Source organism: Hungatella hominis (assembly GCF_014288005.1).
In the GTDB taxonomy this organism is placed as follows: domain Bacteria; phylum Bacillota; class Clostridia; order Lachnospirales; family Lachnospiraceae; genus Hungatella; species Hungatella effluvii.
In genome coordinates this window covers 114,613-129,786 of record NZ_JACOPB010000014.1, presented here as the reverse complement: position 1 = coordinate 129,786, position 15,174 = coordinate 114,613, and the positions used below count along the sequence as shown (strand labels likewise).

At 46.9% G+C, this 15,174-nt stretch carries 15 protein-coding genes; 6 read left to right on the top strand and 9 right to left on the bottom strand.

Translation table 11 applies throughout. From position 1 onward, the window contains the following. Positions 1-123 precede the first annotated feature (123 nt). The 5 genes from H8S75_RS23815 (at position 124) to H8S75_RS23795 (ending at position 4,566) form a co-directional block, all read left to right on the top strand. Positions 124-549, top strand: coding sequence for a helix-turn-helix domain-containing protein (locus tag H8S75_RS23815; RefSeq protein ID WP_187023668.1), 426 nt, complete (start codon positions 124-126; stop codon positions 547-549). Positions 550-557: 8 nt separating this feature from the next. Then, on the top strand, positions 558-989 hold the full coding sequence (locus H8S75_RS23810; RefSeq protein WP_187023667.1) for an ImmA/IrrE family metallo-endopeptidase: 432 nt from the start codon (positions 558-560) through the stop codon (positions 987-989). A gap of 40 nt (positions 990-1,029) precedes the next feature. After that, on the top strand, positions 1,030-2,478 hold the full coding sequence (locus H8S75_RS32475; RefSeq protein WP_207729204.1) for a GIY-YIG nuclease family protein: 1,449 nt from the start codon (positions 1,030-1,032) through the stop codon (positions 2,476-2,478). Positions 2,479-2,606: 128 nt separating this feature from the next. Further along, positions 2,607-3,200 (top strand): hypothetical protein, encoded by a 594-nt coding sequence (locus tag H8S75_RS23800; protein WP_187023666.1) that lies wholly within the window; start codon positions 2,607-2,609, stop codon positions 3,198-3,200. A gap of 184 nt (positions 3,201-3,384) precedes the next feature. Next, entirely contained in the window at positions 3,385-4,566 is a 1,182-nt protein-coding gene (locus H8S75_RS23795) for a tyrosine-type recombinase/integrase (RefSeq protein WP_187023665.1), read from the top strand. 89 nt (positions 4,567-4,655) lie between these two features. Here the strand turns inward: H8S75_RS23795 and H8S75_RS23790 are convergent, their stop codons facing one another. From H8S75_RS23790 to H8S75_RS23765, 6 genes are all read right to left on the bottom strand, one after another. Continuing rightward, positions 4,656-5,351, bottom strand: coding sequence for an N-acetylmuramoyl-L-alanine amidase (locus tag H8S75_RS23790; protein WP_349768977.1), 696 nt, complete (start codon positions 5,349-5,351; stop codon positions 4,656-4,658). A 64-nt stretch (positions 5,352-5,415) separates the two neighbouring features. Continuing rightward, the gene (locus H8S75_RS23785; RefSeq protein WP_187023664.1) at positions 5,416-6,861 is read right to left on the bottom strand and encodes a metallophosphoesterase; all 1,446 of its coding nucleotides are present in this window, start codon (positions 6,859-6,861) and stop codon (positions 5,416-5,418) included. A 32-nt stretch (positions 6,862-6,893) separates the two neighbouring features. Beyond that, positions 6,894-8,555 carry a glycosyl hydrolase family 18 protein gene (locus H8S75_RS23780; protein ID WP_187023663.1) on the bottom strand — a complete coding sequence of 554 codons (1,662 nt, stop codon included), beginning with the start codon at positions 8,553-8,555 and terminating at the stop codon, positions 6,894-6,896. Between the two features lie 178 nt (positions 8,556-8,733). Further along, a complete protein-coding gene (locus tag H8S75_RS23775) occupies positions 8,734-9,012 on the bottom strand; it encodes a hypothetical protein (RefSeq protein ID WP_349768976.1) in 279 nt (92 codons plus the stop codon). Positions 9,013-9,027: 15 nt separating this feature from the next. Continuing rightward, positions 9,028-9,660 (bottom strand): hypothetical protein, encoded by a 633-nt coding sequence (locus H8S75_RS23770; RefSeq protein ID WP_187023662.1) that lies wholly within the window; start codon positions 9,658-9,660, stop codon positions 9,028-9,030. After that, entirely contained in the window at positions 9,644-11,146 is a 1,503-nt protein-coding gene (locus H8S75_RS23765; protein WP_187023661.1) for a serine/threonine protein kinase, read from the bottom strand. The genes H8S75_RS23770 and H8S75_RS23765 overlap by 17 nt, the downstream gene beginning before the upstream one ends. A 205-nt stretch (positions 11,147-11,351) precedes the next feature. Here H8S75_RS23765 and H8S75_RS23760 point away from each other — a divergent pair, with 205 nt between their 5' ends. Then, a complete protein-coding gene (locus tag H8S75_RS23760) occupies positions 11,352-12,071 on the top strand; it encodes an adaptor protein MecA (protein ID WP_187023660.1) in 720 nt (239 codons plus the stop codon). 75 nt (positions 12,072-12,146) lie between these two features. Here the strand turns inward: H8S75_RS23760 and H8S75_RS23755 are convergent, their stop codons facing one another. Genes H8S75_RS23755 through H8S75_RS23745 form a run of 3 tightly spaced genes read right to left on the bottom strand, consistent with a single transcriptional unit; the run spans position 12,147 to position 14,937 of the window. Then, positions 12,147-13,037 carry an alpha/beta hydrolase gene (locus tag H8S75_RS23755; protein WP_187023659.1) on the bottom strand — a complete coding sequence of 297 codons (891 nt, stop codon included), beginning with the start codon at positions 13,035-13,037 and terminating at the stop codon, positions 12,147-12,149. Positions 13,038-13,068: 31 nt separating this feature from the next. Then, entirely contained in the window at positions 13,069-14,463 is a 1,395-nt protein-coding gene (locus tag H8S75_RS23750; protein WP_187023658.1) for an MATE family efflux transporter, read from the bottom strand. 9 nt (positions 14,464-14,472) lie between these two features. After that, positions 14,473-14,937, bottom strand: a complete 465-nt coding sequence (locus tag H8S75_RS23745) for a MarR family winged helix-turn-helix transcriptional regulator (protein ID WP_055657850.1) — start codon at positions 14,935-14,937, stop codon at positions 14,473-14,475. Positions 14,938-15,174 lie beyond the last annotated feature (237 nt).

Sequence of the window (15,174 nt, the reverse complement as noted above, 5' to 3'; positions counted from 1 at the left end):
AAACCAAGTTTTCTTTTGCTTAGCTATGAATACTAAGTTGTTTTAAGTATAACTTAGTATTCATAGCTTGTCAAGCATTAGTTTTAGTTTTCATAGCCATTTTTTTCAGAAAGAAGGTTAGTGATGTATCAATACTTTGAGGCGCTATTAAAAAAATATGGGGTGACAACTTATCAAGTCGCCAAAGCAACAGGAATCTCAACGGCTTCGTTTACCGGATGGAAACAAGGGAAATGGAATTTCAAACCTGATAAGCTTCAGAAAATCGCCGATTATTTTGGTGTTCCTATTTCTTATTTATTAACAGGGGAAATGGAAGAGGCGGTAAAAGAAACTACTCTTACTGCAAAGGATGAACGCGACATTGCCAAAGATTTAGATAATATCATGGCAAAACTCAAGGGCGGTGAAGCTGGCCCCGCAAGTTTCGAAGGTGGAGAGATACCAGAAGAGACTCAGGAGTTGTTTGCACAGCAACTCGATATTATGCTACATCACCTCAAGAAAATCAATAAGGAGAAATACAATCCTTATAAAAACAAAAAGTAGGTGAGTCCATGAGTGATAGAGAACGCATTAAACGCATCGTTGCCTATTACATGAGAATTTGTGAAACGTCCGACCCTTTTAGAATAGCAAAGCAGTTAAAAATAGAGGTACAATTTGGCCCATTAGGAGATTACGCTGGTTGCTATCTGTTTGCCAAAAATCACAGATGTATTTTTATAAATAACTGCTTGGAAGGTGCTGAATTGCTTTTTGTCATGGCTCACGAATTAGGTCACGCAATTATGCATAGAAAACAGAATTGCTACTTTCTAAGGAATTATACATGTTTAAATTCTCTTGTGGAAAGGGAAGCAAATCTATTTTCAGCTTACATGGTAATAACAGATGATTTTTTAGAAGAGCATAATAACTGCAGCGCCAGTGTGATTGCGGAAATGTACGGATGTGATTGTCTTACCATTGAATCAAGATTAAAATAGCTACTAGCATTTATATAAACAAATGAAAAGAGGTTGCAACATGAGCATATTAGATATATTTAATATTTCTAAAATAAAAGCTGAAAATGAGCGACTAAATGCCAAACTTAAAGAGTTGGGCTGTGATGAATACGAACAAGTTAAAAACAAAATTGAATCCATGGAAGTAGAGCACGCTAAGCAGGCTGAAAAAGTATCCGCTGAACTCGATTCAAAAAATGCCTCTATAGCTGAACACAACTCGCTAATCGCACAATTGCAAGAGGAAATTGAAAAACTTTCTTCACAGAGCGAAAAATTACAAAAACAGATTAATACACAGGATAATAAACTGCGCCGTTCAAAAGAACTTTACAAAAGTGTCGATTATTGTATTGCAAATTTTCTTACCGATGATAATTATAAGAAACGATTATCTCCATCTGAAGAAATGGAATATGATGAATTATCTCCTAGCATTATCTTAAAATTGCATTGCATGGATATGAAGGATTTAAGAAAGTCCTATCGAGATAATGATAAACTTATCAATAAGGTACTAGAATCCTATGCTTCACGTTATACAACTAAAGCAAATAAATCAATTTATCAGCTTATGGTAATTGCGCTGAGGGCTGAACTACAAAATATCCTTTACAATTTAAAATATGAAAAATTAGATCAATCTATCGAAAACGTAAAAAAAGTAACAGCTAAATATTTAAGTATTGCCGGTGAAGGTAATCAAAGTATAGCTGGTACTTTAACAAAATTTATTGGAGAGATAGAATATCTTTTTATTGATGCTGTAAAAATTGAATACAATTATTATGTCAAGAAAGAACAAGCCCGACAAGAACAGCTAGCTATTAAGCAACAAATGCGTGAAGAAGCAGAAGAAAGAAAAATTTTAGAGCAGCAACGTAAAAAGATCGAACAAGAAGAATCAAAATATCAAACAGAAATTGAGAAAGCAAAAGAAGTGCTAGCCATTACCACCGACGATAAACAAATTGAAGATTTACAACGTAAAATTCTTGAGTTGCAAGGACAGCTTTCAGATGTTGCGATTAAGAAAGAAGAAATTTCTCAGTTGCAGAATGGGAAGGCGGGTAATGTATATATAATTAGCAACTTAGGATCCTTCGGAGATAATGTATTTAAAATTGGAATGACACGTCGTCTCAATCCTCAGGATCGTGTTGACGAACTCGGAAGTGCCAGTGTTCCGTTCCGCTTTGATGTGCACAGTTTTATTTTTTCAGATGACGCTGTTGGTTTGGAAAGTAGGCTTCACTCAATTCTGAATAATCAACGAGTAAACAAGGTGAATTTAAGAAAAGAGTTTTTCTATGCAACCTTAGAAGAATTGGAGTCTTTAGTATCAGAATTAGATCCAACCGCAGAATTTAATAAAACGATGATCGCAGAAGAATTTCATCAATCTCAGTCAACAGATGTGCCCTACATTAGCGATTATGTCGATCAATTCAGTGACGATGACGAATAAATAAAATAGCCCCAGGAGCTACGAACTCCCAGAGCTTTACTGTTCACTTAAAATATAGAAATATAGTTATTAATTAGCCCATGCTTTTTAATAAAAATACGGCAATGCCGAAATCTAGGAGGGTCTTCATGAAGAGGATGAAGTTATTTGTTGCAACGCTCGTTATATCGGCAACAATGGCAACGACAGCTTTAGCTGGAGAATGGAAGCAAGATCAAATCGGTTGGTGGTATCAAAATGACGATGGAAGTTATACGAAGTCAGGTTGGCATACGATTGACGGAAAATCATATTATTTTGGTGACGATGGCTATATGTTCCACGATTGTGTTACACCAGATGGTTATAGCGTAGGTGCTGACGGTGCATGGATTGAAAATCCACAGACTCCTTCCGTATCTTATGATGAAAGCACTTATCAAGGAATTTTAGATTCGTATACTGCTAAATTAAAAGCTGCTACACCCACACTAATTTCAGAATACGAAGCTGAAGCGAAACAAAATACAAATGGCTTATCTGGTTTAGCGGAAATTGCTAATGCCAAGGTATCGAAATCGGCCGAAATTGTTAACGAAGGCGTTGGAAAAATGGCTGAGATATACTACAACTCCGGTTCTGGAAAATACAGCGAATATGAAGAATGGGCCGAAAAGCTATATGACATTTATATGGAGGAAGCCGGCAAGATTTATGATGCGTATATAAACTCTGCTATGTAATATACAAAAACCGCCCGGTGCTGGTAACACCGAACGGCTTAACATAGATGCAACTATCAACCCAAAGGGAAGATGATATACACCCAACTATCACAATCAGTATACCATCTTTCCTTTATTCAGTGAACCCCAAAACAGGTGTTCGAGTTGCGATATCGCAACAAAATGAGAAAGGAAGGATATTATGGCGCAAGTAACAGCACGAAAACGCGGCAAGTTCTGGTCATATGGCTTCGAGGGCGCCAAGATCGAAGGCAAGCGCACCCGCATCACTCAGGGCGGATTCCGTACGAAAGCCGATGCCATGAAAGCCGGCACCCAGGCCATGACCGAGTACAACAACGCGGGCCAGCGATTTGTTCCATCTGAATTAAGTTTTTCAGATTATCTTGACTATTGGTATGAGAATCATGTCATGGTAAACGGATCTGCAAACACAAAGAGCAGCTATAAAAATGCAATCGAAAAGCACATAAGACCCGCTCTGGGTAAATATTTCCTCAAATCCCTGAACAGCGACATTTTACAGGATTTTATAAACAGCTTGAAGAAAGCCGGTCTCTCAAAAAACACGGTAAAATACCTTAAGTCCTGTACCTCCAGCGCCTTAAGCTACGCGGTATCACCATGCCGTTACATAGCTGTGTCTCCCATGCTGGGCGTACGCCTTCCGGTATATAAAAAAGAACCTAAGAATGAATATCTCGTGACCCAAGATGATTATAAAAAAATAGTTGCCGAATTCCCTCCAGGTTCAAATTTTTACATACCGTTCATGATCGGTTATTACACTGGAGTACGCTTAAACGAATGTTTTGGTCTGATCTGGCCTGACATAGATATGAAGAGCAGGACCATCACCATACACAGGCAGTTATCCTATAACAATAATAAATGGGGCTTTGCCACGCTTAAAACACCGACCTCCTATCGTACTATCTCTTTTGGTGAAACGCTATACTCTGCTTTAAAGGCAGAAAAGAAACGCCAGGCAGAAAATAGATTGAGATATGGAGAATATTACTTAAAAAACTATATGACAGAAGACGGTATTATTTTCATTCAGGAATATCAGGACTCTGAGGAATTAGATTTTGTCTGCCGCCAGGAAAACGGAAAGCTGTACAATTCCAAAAGCCTGAAAAATGCTATTAGGATCATACACGATAAATTGGGAATCAAAGAATTCCATTATCATGCACTCCGCCATACACACGCTACTGTTTTGGCTTCGCACATCTCCAATCCTGCCATCGTACAGAAGCGCTTAGGACATTCCGACATCGAAACCACCCTAAAGTATTACGTATTTAATGTTGAAAATGGGGATAAGGAGGCTGTCGAAGTATATGAAGAATTTGCTTAACCTGTCTACCTGCTCAAAAAAGCGTAGACAAACCGTAGACAAAAGGCACTGTTTTAATCTCAACAGTGCCCGAATCCCTTGTAAATACGTTATCTTCCGTTCAAATACTCCATAATCCCCATATGTATCGTCCAGGCCAGCCGGTCCTGATACTCCTCGGAATTCAGCATGGCCGACTCATTCCAGTTCGACAGGAAACCGCACTCCACAATGACAATCGGTGTCTTCACATGGAGCAGGAGGAAATAGTTGTCGTTGGCCTTGGCTACTCTCGTATTCTTGTCACCCAGGACGAAGTCAAACCGCTTCTGCAGCGTCTCCGCCAGCTTCTTTCCTTTCTCTGATCCCTTGTAGTAGAACACCTGGCCGCCTGAGATTCCCTCCTGATGATAGCTGTTCTGATGGATGCTCACCGTCAGCGCCGGACTCGTCTCATTGATAATCTGACAGCGCCGGTTCATGTCCGCCATCTTTTTCTTGCTGTCCTTTTCCGTATAGAGCCCCTGGTCGTCTTCACGTGTCAGGACCACCTGGACATCGGAGGATTCCAGATAGGCCTTCACCTTCCTGGCAATCTTTAGATTAATGTCCTTCTCGAGGCTGCCATCCACTCCGATCTTCCCGGGGTCATTGCCTCCATGGCCCGCATCGATCACCACAACCGGCCGCTCTTTCCCGGAGATTACGTTGACTCCCGCCGCCATCCGGCCTGCCTGGCGGGATACGACATAGACCATAACCAGCAGCAGTACCGCCAGATACGGTTCCAATTTTGATAGTTTCACTTTGCCTGCCTGATTCGTATTCTTATTGAATTATATCTCCCGGCAAAATAAAAAAGAACCAACTTTATTCCACTTCCAGCGAATTATAGTCTTTTGTGGCATCCCTGACGATCGATTCTAAGTACTGGCTTAAGATACTGGGGTATCCATTCTCCCCCCACAGCTTGTATCCGGCCTTTTCCGTAGCCTTATCCTTTATCTCCACGGCCTTTCCCGCATAGCAGGCAGCGTTGATCTCCGCGTATACCTTTGCCATCTGATCCTTCTGGTGCTTCGTGAGGCCGTCAAAATTATTCATGCGTTCAAATTCATCCTGAGCCTGATTGTAGAATACCCGGTTCAGGAACTCTTCCGAGTACGCTTTAAAATTCAGCAGGTTCTTATCCGTACTCCCCTGCTCCTTCGCCCAGGCTTCCATATCGAGGGGCACTGTATGATACTTAAAGCTTCCGTCATCACCGTAATCCAGCATTCCATACTGGCACGGCGGTGTCGCCAGCGAGCTGGTGACGATCTCATAGATCCCGTAGTCCTCATCTTCACGCATAAAATGCTGCACATGGAGATGGCCGCTTAAAAATAAAGGCACATCCCAGCTGTCCAGCTGGTCGATCAGCTGCTCGCTGTGCTCGATGGTACAGTCCTCCACATAGACCTCGCTCTCATCCAGCAGATTATGGTGCCCTACAGGTATCACATTCATGCCCAGGTCCCAGGCATCCTCCATCTGATCTTCAATCCAGTCGTACGTCTCCTCCTGAATCATGCCGCCGACCTGATTATATGGCGTATACTGACACGTATCCAGCATCAGCGCCCGGTTATAGTCATCAATCTGATATACATAGCTGAGCGACGCAGAATCGCGGCTCACCGCTTCATCATATCCGAAATCCTGGTAAATCTCCGCGAAGTCCTCCGGGCCGATATGCGCCGTTCCCAGAGCCTGCGCTCCTGTAAACTGCGCCGCCGCGGTGTTGTTGATATCGTGATTCCCCGGGATCACAATGACGGGGATCCCCGCGTCCTCGATCTCCTTCAGCTTCCTGGCGAAATCGAGATGGCTGTCCCTCTCTCCGTTCAGTGTTAAGTCCCCTGACAGGATCACGAGATCCGGATCCTCTTTCTTCACCGCTTCAATGAACGCATCTGTGATCTCCCATATGTAGTTTACGACTTTTCCGTCCCCATGTTCCACCTTATACTTGAATCCGTCTCCAAAATCCGTCAGTCCGCGGGAGAGATAATGGATGTCCGAAGCCAGAAGAATCCGGCAGCCTTCCTCAAATTTCTGCTCCGGCGGTTTTGCAGTGGGGTCATCCACTTCGTGGGGAAATTCCTCAATGGTAGGCGGCACCGTCGTCTCGGCCGGTGTCTGAGGAATCTCCGCACTTTCCGTCTCTGTCGTACTCTCCGGTTCCGTCACCGTCTCCGACACCGGGCTTTTTAAGGAACACCCGGTCATAATCGTACAGATCAGCGCCGCATACAATGCTGTTCTCTTTTTCATAACTCTGAACCTTCCTGTCTCTTTGCGATGTTCTACTCCTGATCCATCCGTATCTCATCCCACAGTTCGGCGGGCTCGAAGCCAAGCTTCCAGCAGGCAACTCCAGCCAGATCATACTTCCTGATCAGGTCCATCTTAAGCCCTATGGAACGTTCTTCCTCCATCCAGACTTTTTTCGTCCCCTCCTCAGTTTTCAGTTCCCCATAATACTGTCCCAGCTCCTCCTGCCAGTACAGTTCCACGTTGTTCTCCACGGCCCATTCTTTGGCTTTGGCGATGCCAAGAGCCACTGATGATGTCTTTCCATCCGCAGCCTCAGTCCAGACTCTCGTATACAGCGGAATGGCATTGATCAGCTTTTCCTTCGGAACCTGTTTTAACGTATTGGCAATGCCATCATTCACATAGCCGACCGAAGCTACCGAACCCGGCTCGCCGCCGGCGTAATGCTCGTCGTATCCCATAACGATGACATAATCGGCCACAATTCCCTGTTCCTTCCGGTTATAGAACTCATTGCCGGCATAGGGAACGTAATTATCCACGGACAGCACGATCCCCTCTTTCCTGCAGGATACAGAGAGTTCTCTGATAAACTGGATATAGTGAACTCCGGCTTCCTTCTTAATTCCCTCGAAATCCAGATTCAGCCCGTCCAAATCATACTTCTCCACCTCGGCCATCAGCTTCTCAATCAGCTTCTGCCGCGTGGAGGTCTTCGAAAGCAGAACCTCCGTCTGCACGTTGCCGCTGAAATTATTGATAAGGGCCCACACCTGGAGCCCCATGTCATGGGCTTTCTGTACATACGAAGCATCCGCATAGGAATTGAATCCGCCTTCGTTGTCGGTCAGCTCATACCAGGTCGGAGAAATAACATTCAGTCCCTTTGTATTGGCGATCAGATTATCAAAGGAGGCGTTCCCCTCCGGTTTCGTAACCTGGTGCCATGCCATGCATACCGGCTCATCGAGAGAAATATTCTTATAGACCGGAGCCACAAATGTGCTCACCGGCGCCTCGCTCCGGCTCTCGCCCAGACGCTTATGCTCCACGTACCCGATATAGCCGTCCGGAGTCCGCACCTTATCCCACTTCTCCATGGTCTCCAGCACGGTCACCTCAGACCCTTTCTCAACCCTGGTAACGATCGGGCTCTTGATTCCGCCCTTTTCCCGGACATTCCCCTTGCCGTCCGCCACGGCCTTCGTCTCCTCCGACCAATCGTTATTTACGAAAACGCGCTTGTAATCGGCCAGATCGAAGACGTCAAGCCGAATATCCGTATAGTTGGCAATGAGTCCCAGCGACAGATAGACGCCCTCATCATTCACCCAAATCAAAGGCTTTCCCGTGCTTCCCTTTGTCGAATGATCCGCATAGACAATGGACTCCGGAAGCGCGTAAACCAACAGCTTTTCATGATTATCCCAGTAAAATCTTTCGTTGAGTTTTTCATTTACCCATTCGATCGGAAGATACGTCTGTTCTTCTATATAGATTCCTTTTGCTTCCTGAAGCTCATTATTCAGAAACACCGCCACATTGTCACCGCTTACACCCAGCAGCTTTCCGATGTCGGCCTGTTCCTTTGATGGTGTATATCGTTCAACCAGCCGGATGCCAAAAAAACCGGCAATTACCAGAACAATCAGTCCCAGTGCCACTAGAAATGGCACCACTCTCCTTTTCATTTGCATTCCTCCTGTAATGGATGTAAGTCATAAAAACCCCTTTGGATTATACTATACCACACTTCAACGGGAAATTGCTTACATTTTCATTACATTGCAAAAATTCCCCTGTCCCGCCCTGGCGCGCCGTTTCCCTGGCTGATGGCTGAAGATGGTATCCGCGCGCCCCATGTTTGATTCATTTGTGGTAGACCCTGTCAAACCGGATCTCGGTCAGTCTTCCCGTCTTGTCATCTGAGACAAAATCGGCCATATAAAAGGAATTGTCCTCCCTCGCCTCAAAAATACGGTTCCAGTCCGGCTCGGTGCATACCTCGCCGTCTATTACGATGGGAATTCCCCGTTCACGGTAACGTTTCAGGCCTGCTATGTAACTGTCTTTTCCATTTTCATTCATACCGCCCTCCGTGTGCAGAAGCGGCAGGTTAAGCTTCCACAAGGCTTCTGTTCGTGACACATCATCCTCCTGCCGCTATAAAATCTGCTGATAAAATTCCATGACAGTTTCTGTGACAGTAAAGGCATCTACTGAAACCGGAACCCGCCGGATTGAAAGTCCAAGCTCCTTTTCCATATTTTTTCTGGTCTCCTCGCTTCCAAACACTGAAAGCGTCTCCCAGCCCGTACCGGCCCTCTTCCATGCTCCGGCGGTTTCCAGAAATGCCCCTGTCTGCCACTCACTTAAGCCTGCGAGAAGAAATTGCCTGTCACATCTGAAAAATTCCTCCTGATTTCCTCCGGCAGCGGCCCCATAATCCACAATTACCTCCTGATAACGGAGTTTTTTGCACAATACCAGGGTCTCTGTCCCCGCATTCCGGTAGTAATCCACGTCCAGAATGCGGAAGCTTCCGCGGCAGCCGCTGTTCTTTTTTCCAAGACAGCTCTCCTCCAGCCGTTCAAACGCCCCATGGTCATTCCACTCGAGCACCGCACAGCGCCTGCGGCAGATACCGGTCAAGTACCCGGCCATCGTGACCGCAGTGTGGGTCACCCCCACAGCCGGTCCTGCCCCGATCAGCCCAATCAGACGCTGTTCTGCGAATGCCGCGCCTTTTCGGGACGCCTTTGTACGAATGAAATGTTTTTTATGACTCGTTCTCATGTGCTTTCCCCCTGGCTTTTCCGGCTGCAGTCCGCAGAAAATCGACTGTTTTCCGCAGCTCCCCACATAAATGGTTCCATGAAGAAACCAGCAGACTTCTCCGTCTCCCCGCCGCGTACTCTCCTACATCCAGCGCGAGTTTCAGCGATTCCAGCACCTGGCAGTAAAATCCTCTCGTGCCTTCATACGCTCTAAACGGGTCTGCAAAATACGGTGCCCGGAAGCAGCGGCTCCGTTCGATCGCCTCCGGCGGCTTTACCCTCGCAGATTCTGCCAGGTGATTATAGACCGCCGCATAAGGTATCCGGCATTCCGACACGCGCTTCAGAGCAGACGATGCCGCTTCCCGGCTCCACTCCCGGCCGTCGCAGACCAGGATCAGCGCGTCCGGTTCCGCAGCCAGAGCCGCCTCCACCTCATGCCCATAGTCGGCAATCATAAGGCCGCAGGAGGGCATGGAAAGCTTGACACTCGGTCCGTAGGCCGGCTTCCACACAAAGCCATGGTACTGCATCAGGCCGCAGCGGTCTCTCAAAGCACCCGTAAAGGTACCGAGCTCCGCTCCCATGCCGGATCCGTTTCTTTCTTCATACAGATTGGGATAACCAAGATTTCTAAGACAGACTGACAGGCCGACGGCTATATGAGTCGTTCCGGCCCCCGCTTTGCTTCCCGCAAGCGCGATCATAAGAGGTGATGGTTGTAGACAGGCGTTTGCAGCGGCTCCCCTTTGCTCCAGCTGCTTTAACCGTTTGTTCAGTTCTGATGCCGAGGAAAAACGCCGTTCCCGCTTTTCTTCCAGGCAGGTCCGGATGATGGCGGCAAGCTCCGGCTTCATCGCAGGCACCGGTTCATAGGGCACCGCTGGAAATGCACCGGTATAAAGATAATGGAGGATCACACCAATGGCATATAAGTCTGTCCGTTCATCCAGCTTTCCGTTTTTTTCGTACTGCTCCGGCGCGGCGCATCCGACGGTTCCATACCGGTCCGCGGCCGCATTCGCCTCATCCGTAAAGGCAGCATGGTCAAAGTCGATCAGCTTCACGCTTCCATGGCACACCAATAGATTCCTCGGCTGTAAATCCAAATATAACAGGGGGGTTGTTCCTGCGAGATGCAGGTAATTCATGATGTCAGTAAGCTGGATTCCATAATGGATGACCAGCCTCTGCGGCAGATAACCCTGGCTCTTTACCAGGTCATAGAGAGATTCTCCTTCCAGATACTCTTCGATTAAATAACTGTAATTCTCGTCTTCTTCTACATCGTATACAATGGGGATTCCCGGATGGCGCAGCTCCTTCAGAATTAATGCTTCACGCCTGAACTGATCATATTCCAGAAAACTCTTCGGCACGCGCTTGATTGCGCGGTATTCGGAAAGTCCAAGATGAACCGCCAGAAAAACGGTTCCAAGACGGCCGGTCCCAAGGATACGGCATAGCTGATATTTTCCAAACAAAACGGTGTTTAATTTTACCACCTCCTCTTTGCCTGTCCAATATCGCCTCTTAAAGCCTATTCTAATCTATCATACCCAATTTTTCAACCATTTTTCATAAATCCCTTAAATTTATATAAATTTTTTCACATAGTAATTGCCTTTTGGTTATATTATATAGTATAGTTATGTTGAGGAAGTATGTAAACAATCATTCAACATTTTTAAAAGAACAGGAAGTGATCCTATGAAGATAGAACGTATTAATGATAATCAGATTCGCTGTACACTGACCAGTTTCGATTTAAGTGTCCGAAACTTGAATTTGGGCGAACTGGCTTACGGCAGTGAAAAGGCCCGCAGTCTGTTCCGCGAGATGATTCAGAAAGCATCTAACGAAGTGGGATTTGAAGCCGAAGACATTCCTCTCATGGTGGAAGCGATTCCGCTGTCCAACGAAAGCGTCATGCTCGTCATCACCAAGATTGAAGACCCCGAGGAGCTGGATACCCGTTTTGCCAAGTTCTCCCCTATGACCGACGATGATCAGGACTCCATGTTAAACGATCTGGCGAGCGAGCTCTTAGAAGGTGCTGACGGTCTCCTGGGACTTTTAAGCGCAGACAAGAAAGATAAGGAAGAAGCTCCCGCTCCAAAAGAGGAGGCAGCAGCCAGGACCATGAGGATTTACTGTTTCCAGAGCCTGGACCAGATATCGGAGGCGGCCCGTGCCGTTGGACAGGTCTATGATGGAGAGAATACATTATATAAGAAACCGGAAGTGAGACAGTATTACCTCGTCGTAAAGAATACATCGGAGAGCTCACTCGACTTCAGCCGTGTCTGTAATATTCTTGCAGAATACGGTACCAAGATCCGGCAGGATTACGCTTCAGAAGCGTACTACAGGGAACATTACGAGGTGCTGATTGAAGGCCACGCCCTTCAGTCTCTTGCAAAGCTCTGACCCGTCCCCTTTGATTCATAGTACTTCATCACACAAAGAATAACCCGGAGGCACATCGTGTCTCCGGGTTTTCTTTTATTCAGCCTCCAACGCCTCCTGGAAGAAGCCGGCTATGAGATCCAGTGTCACATCGGTTTCCCTGCACGGAATCAGAATCCAGTCGTGGCACATGCCTGCCGCCTTCCGATAGACGAACTCCGTACCGCTTACCTTCTCCATCTTCTCTGTGAGCAGTTCGCAGTCAGGCGTCAGTATCTCCTCCTCGCCGGAAAACATCAGAACCGGTCCCAATCCATCCATGGTCCCGTAGATGGGGGATACGAACGGGTCCTCTATATCGAGGCCCCCGCAGTAGCGTTTTCCGGTCTCCATCAGCTCTTCCACCGGGAGTATATGCTCCGTCTTTCTGGCGATCTTGATCTTCGGGTTCGTCAGGCTGATATCCAGCCAGGGAGACACCACCGCTGTTCGTAACGGCATGGGGCAGCCGCCCCGATCGCGCAGATCCTGTAAAAATGCCAGGGCCAGTCCGCCTCCGGAAGAGTCCCCAAACAGGAAAAACAGATCGTCCGGATATTCACTCACCAGCCTCTCATAGGCTTCCATGAGAATGATCCGGACATCCACCGCCGTATATTCCGGACAGAGGGGATACTGGAAAACCGATACCTTCATGTGATCGAGAATCGCGAAACGCTCCGCGATTCTCCGGTGGTGTTTCCCCGGTTCCAGGGAATACGCACCGCCCGGAAGCATCAGGATATGACCCCTTCCCGGGTAGCTCCCATTGATGGTAACGCCTTTAAATCCCCTGATATCCCAGTTTTTCACCCGCACCTTCTTCGTAAAGCGTACTATGTCCAAAGCCCCCGTGTTTCTGGGTGGATTCTGAAGATTTTCCGCCATATTTCTGTCCGCCTTACAAAGCCGTGCCAGAAATCCCGCCATCGATGCCTTAAAACTCATGTTCTTCGTCTCCTTCGTAAACGCGCGTCCGTCACGCTTCCGACGCGCTGCACACCTTGTTCAACTTTCTCAGCTCATAGACAACAAACAGGCTCACAATCACCGCTGATGCAACGTCTGCGATTGGTCCCGCATAAAGGATTCCGTCCAGGCTGAAGGTCAGCGGAAGAATCAGGATCAGCGGAATCAGCAGAAGCAGCTGGCGCAGCATGGACAGGACCGAGGCCTTGAGCGGCTGTCCCGTAGACTGGAAATAGCTGGTGGATACAACCTGAAATCCAGCCGTAAAGATACCCAGCATGTATATCTTCAGGCACTTAATTGCAAACTGTGTAAATTCTATATCCTGTGTTCCAAAAAGGCTCAGAATCTGACCGGGGAATATCTGACAGGCCAGCCAGCCGAGTATGGAGACCACGGTTGCCGCTGATATTGCCAGTAAGTACGTTTTTCTCACACGCTTCGGCTGGTTCGCCCCCTTGTTAAAGCCGAGAATTGGCTGGGATCCGATACCGATACCGATACAGATGGAAATCAGGATCATGCTGATCTTGTTGACGATACCCATAGCGCTTAAGGCCACGTCACCGCCGACTGTCGTCTGGTTTCCATAATACACCAGTGAATTATTCATGACAACCTGTAAAATAGTGGATGCCACCTGAGTGATTCCACTGGAAATTCCCAATGGAAGAGCCCGGACACAGATTTCACGGTCGAGGCGGAAGGTCTTCCTGCGCAGGCGCATATTTTTCCCCTTTTTAAGGAAATAAACGACCAGAACGACTGCGGAAATGATCTGCGAAGTGATCGTTGCTACTGCCGCGCCGCTGACTCCCCAGTGGAAAACGAAGATGTAGATCGGATCAAGGATCGTATTTAAAACAGCTCCCACCAGGAGGGCATACATGGAAAGCGCCGGACTGCCATCCGTTCTGGACATATTGCTCAAGACAACGGAAAGCATGTTAAACGGAGTACCGATCAGGATGATAGAGGTGTACTGTCTCGCATACTCCATTGTATTGACCGTAGCGCCGAAGATCTTCAGCATCGGTGTCATGAACAGGAATCCCAGCGCCATGACAACCGCACTGGAGATCAGGGTCAGGATAAAGACTGTTCCCAGCGTCTTTTCTGCATCCTCTTCCCTCCTCTCACCCAGCTTGATAGCCGCGTACGCACTGCCGCCGGCCCCCAGAAGAGTGGACAAGGCTAAAACGATCGTTACAATCGGGAAGGCGATGGTTGTCGCCGCATTGCCGAGATAACCGATTCCCTGTCCGATAAATATCTGGTCTACAATATTATAAATGGAGTTTACCAGCATCGAAATGATGGCGGGCAGCGCAAACTGCCCAAGAAGCGCTCCAATTGGGCGGTATCCCAGTGGATTGCCCTTTTTTTCTACTTTAGTCTGTTCCATAAAATTAAATCATTCCTTTCCTTTGTTCGCGATAATATGCCTGTATGAATTATCCGCCATGCGGATCAAAAATGCCTCAGCCGAGTCGCGTTCCTCTTCTGTAAATCCCTCCAGCATAACCTCCGTCAGAGAATCCACGCTGTTTCTGGTTATATCCACGACCGTTCTCGCCTTTTCGGTCGCGTAAATATGGCGGACACGCTTGTCCTCACCATCGGTTTCCGTCCGCACGTACGCCTCTTCTTCCAGCTTCTTCACCGCCCTGGTCGCAGTCGCCTTGTCGAAGCTTCCGTTGGAAGCCAGCTCCTGCAGGCTGATTCCGGGATTTTTAAAAATCTGCAATAAAAAAAACTGTTGTCCACAGCCTATTTGATAAGAGGATAATTCATTTGCAAAATAAATGTTGCTTAACCTCTGGAGAATCGAGATATACTTCCCGATTTCCCGGTGCTTGTTCAAGTCTCCCACCCCCATATTCCGCCTGGTTCTCTTTCTGCCGGACGGAGTTATTTCGCTTTCAGCGCTGCTGTATATGGTAACATAAAATAGTTGCGTATGCAACTATTTTTTTCAGCGTTGTTTCTTCATCCTTGTTTTTAAATAACTGATGTCATTCAGCCAAATAAAAAAACAGGCGGGTACTGGCTGCCTCCGCCTGTTTTCAATGATCATAGCTGATTTTTCAACTGATAACAGCTAAGCTTCCTCAGC

What these genes read in the sequence shown, in the direction of transcription:
- H8S75_RS23815 (WP_187023668.1), top strand. Translation starts at nt 124, where the DNA reads ATGTATCAATACTTTGAGGCGCTATTAAAAAAATATGGGGTGACAACT.
- H8S75_RS23810 (WP_187023667.1), top strand. Translation starts at nt 558, where the DNA reads ATGAGTGATAGAGAACGCATTAAACGCATCGTTGCCTATTACATGAGA.
- H8S75_RS32475 (WP_207729204.1), top strand. Translation starts at nt 1,030, where the DNA reads ATGAGCATATTAGATATATTTAATATTTCTAAAATAAAAGCTGAAAAT.
- H8S75_RS23800 (WP_187023666.1), top strand. Translation starts at nt 2,607, where the DNA reads ATGAAGAGGATGAAGTTATTTGTTGCAACGCTCGTTATATCGGCAACA.
- H8S75_RS23795 (WP_187023665.1), top strand. Translation starts at nt 3,385, where the DNA reads ATGGCGCAAGTAACAGCACGAAAACGCGGCAAGTTCTGGTCATATGGC.
- H8S75_RS23785 (WP_187023664.1), bottom strand. Translation starts at nt 6,861, where the DNA reads ATGAAAAAGAGAACAGCATTGTATGCGGCGCTGATCTGTACGATTATG.
- H8S75_RS23780 (WP_187023663.1), bottom strand. Translation starts at nt 8,555, where the DNA reads ATGAAAAGGAGAGTGGTGCCATTTCTAGTGGCACTGGGACTGATTGTT.
- H8S75_RS23770 (WP_187023662.1), bottom strand. Translation starts at nt 9,660, where the DNA reads ATGAGAACGAGTCATAAAAAACATTTCATTCGTACAAAGGCGTCCCGA.
- H8S75_RS23760 (WP_187023660.1), top strand. Translation starts at nt 11,352, where the DNA reads ATGAAGATAGAACGTATTAATGATAATCAGATTCGCTGTACACTGACC.
- H8S75_RS23755 (WP_187023659.1), bottom strand. Translation starts at nt 13,037, where the DNA reads ATGAGTTTTAAGGCATCGATGGCGGGATTTCTGGCACGGCTTTGTAAG.
- H8S75_RS23750 (WP_187023658.1), bottom strand. Translation starts at nt 14,463, where the DNA reads ATGGAACAGACTAAAGTAGAAAAAAAGGGCAATCCACTGGGATACCGC.
- H8S75_RS23745 (WP_055657850.1), bottom strand. Translation starts at nt 14,937, where the DNA reads ATGGGGGTGGGAGACTTGAACAAGCACCGGGAAATCGGGAAGTATATC.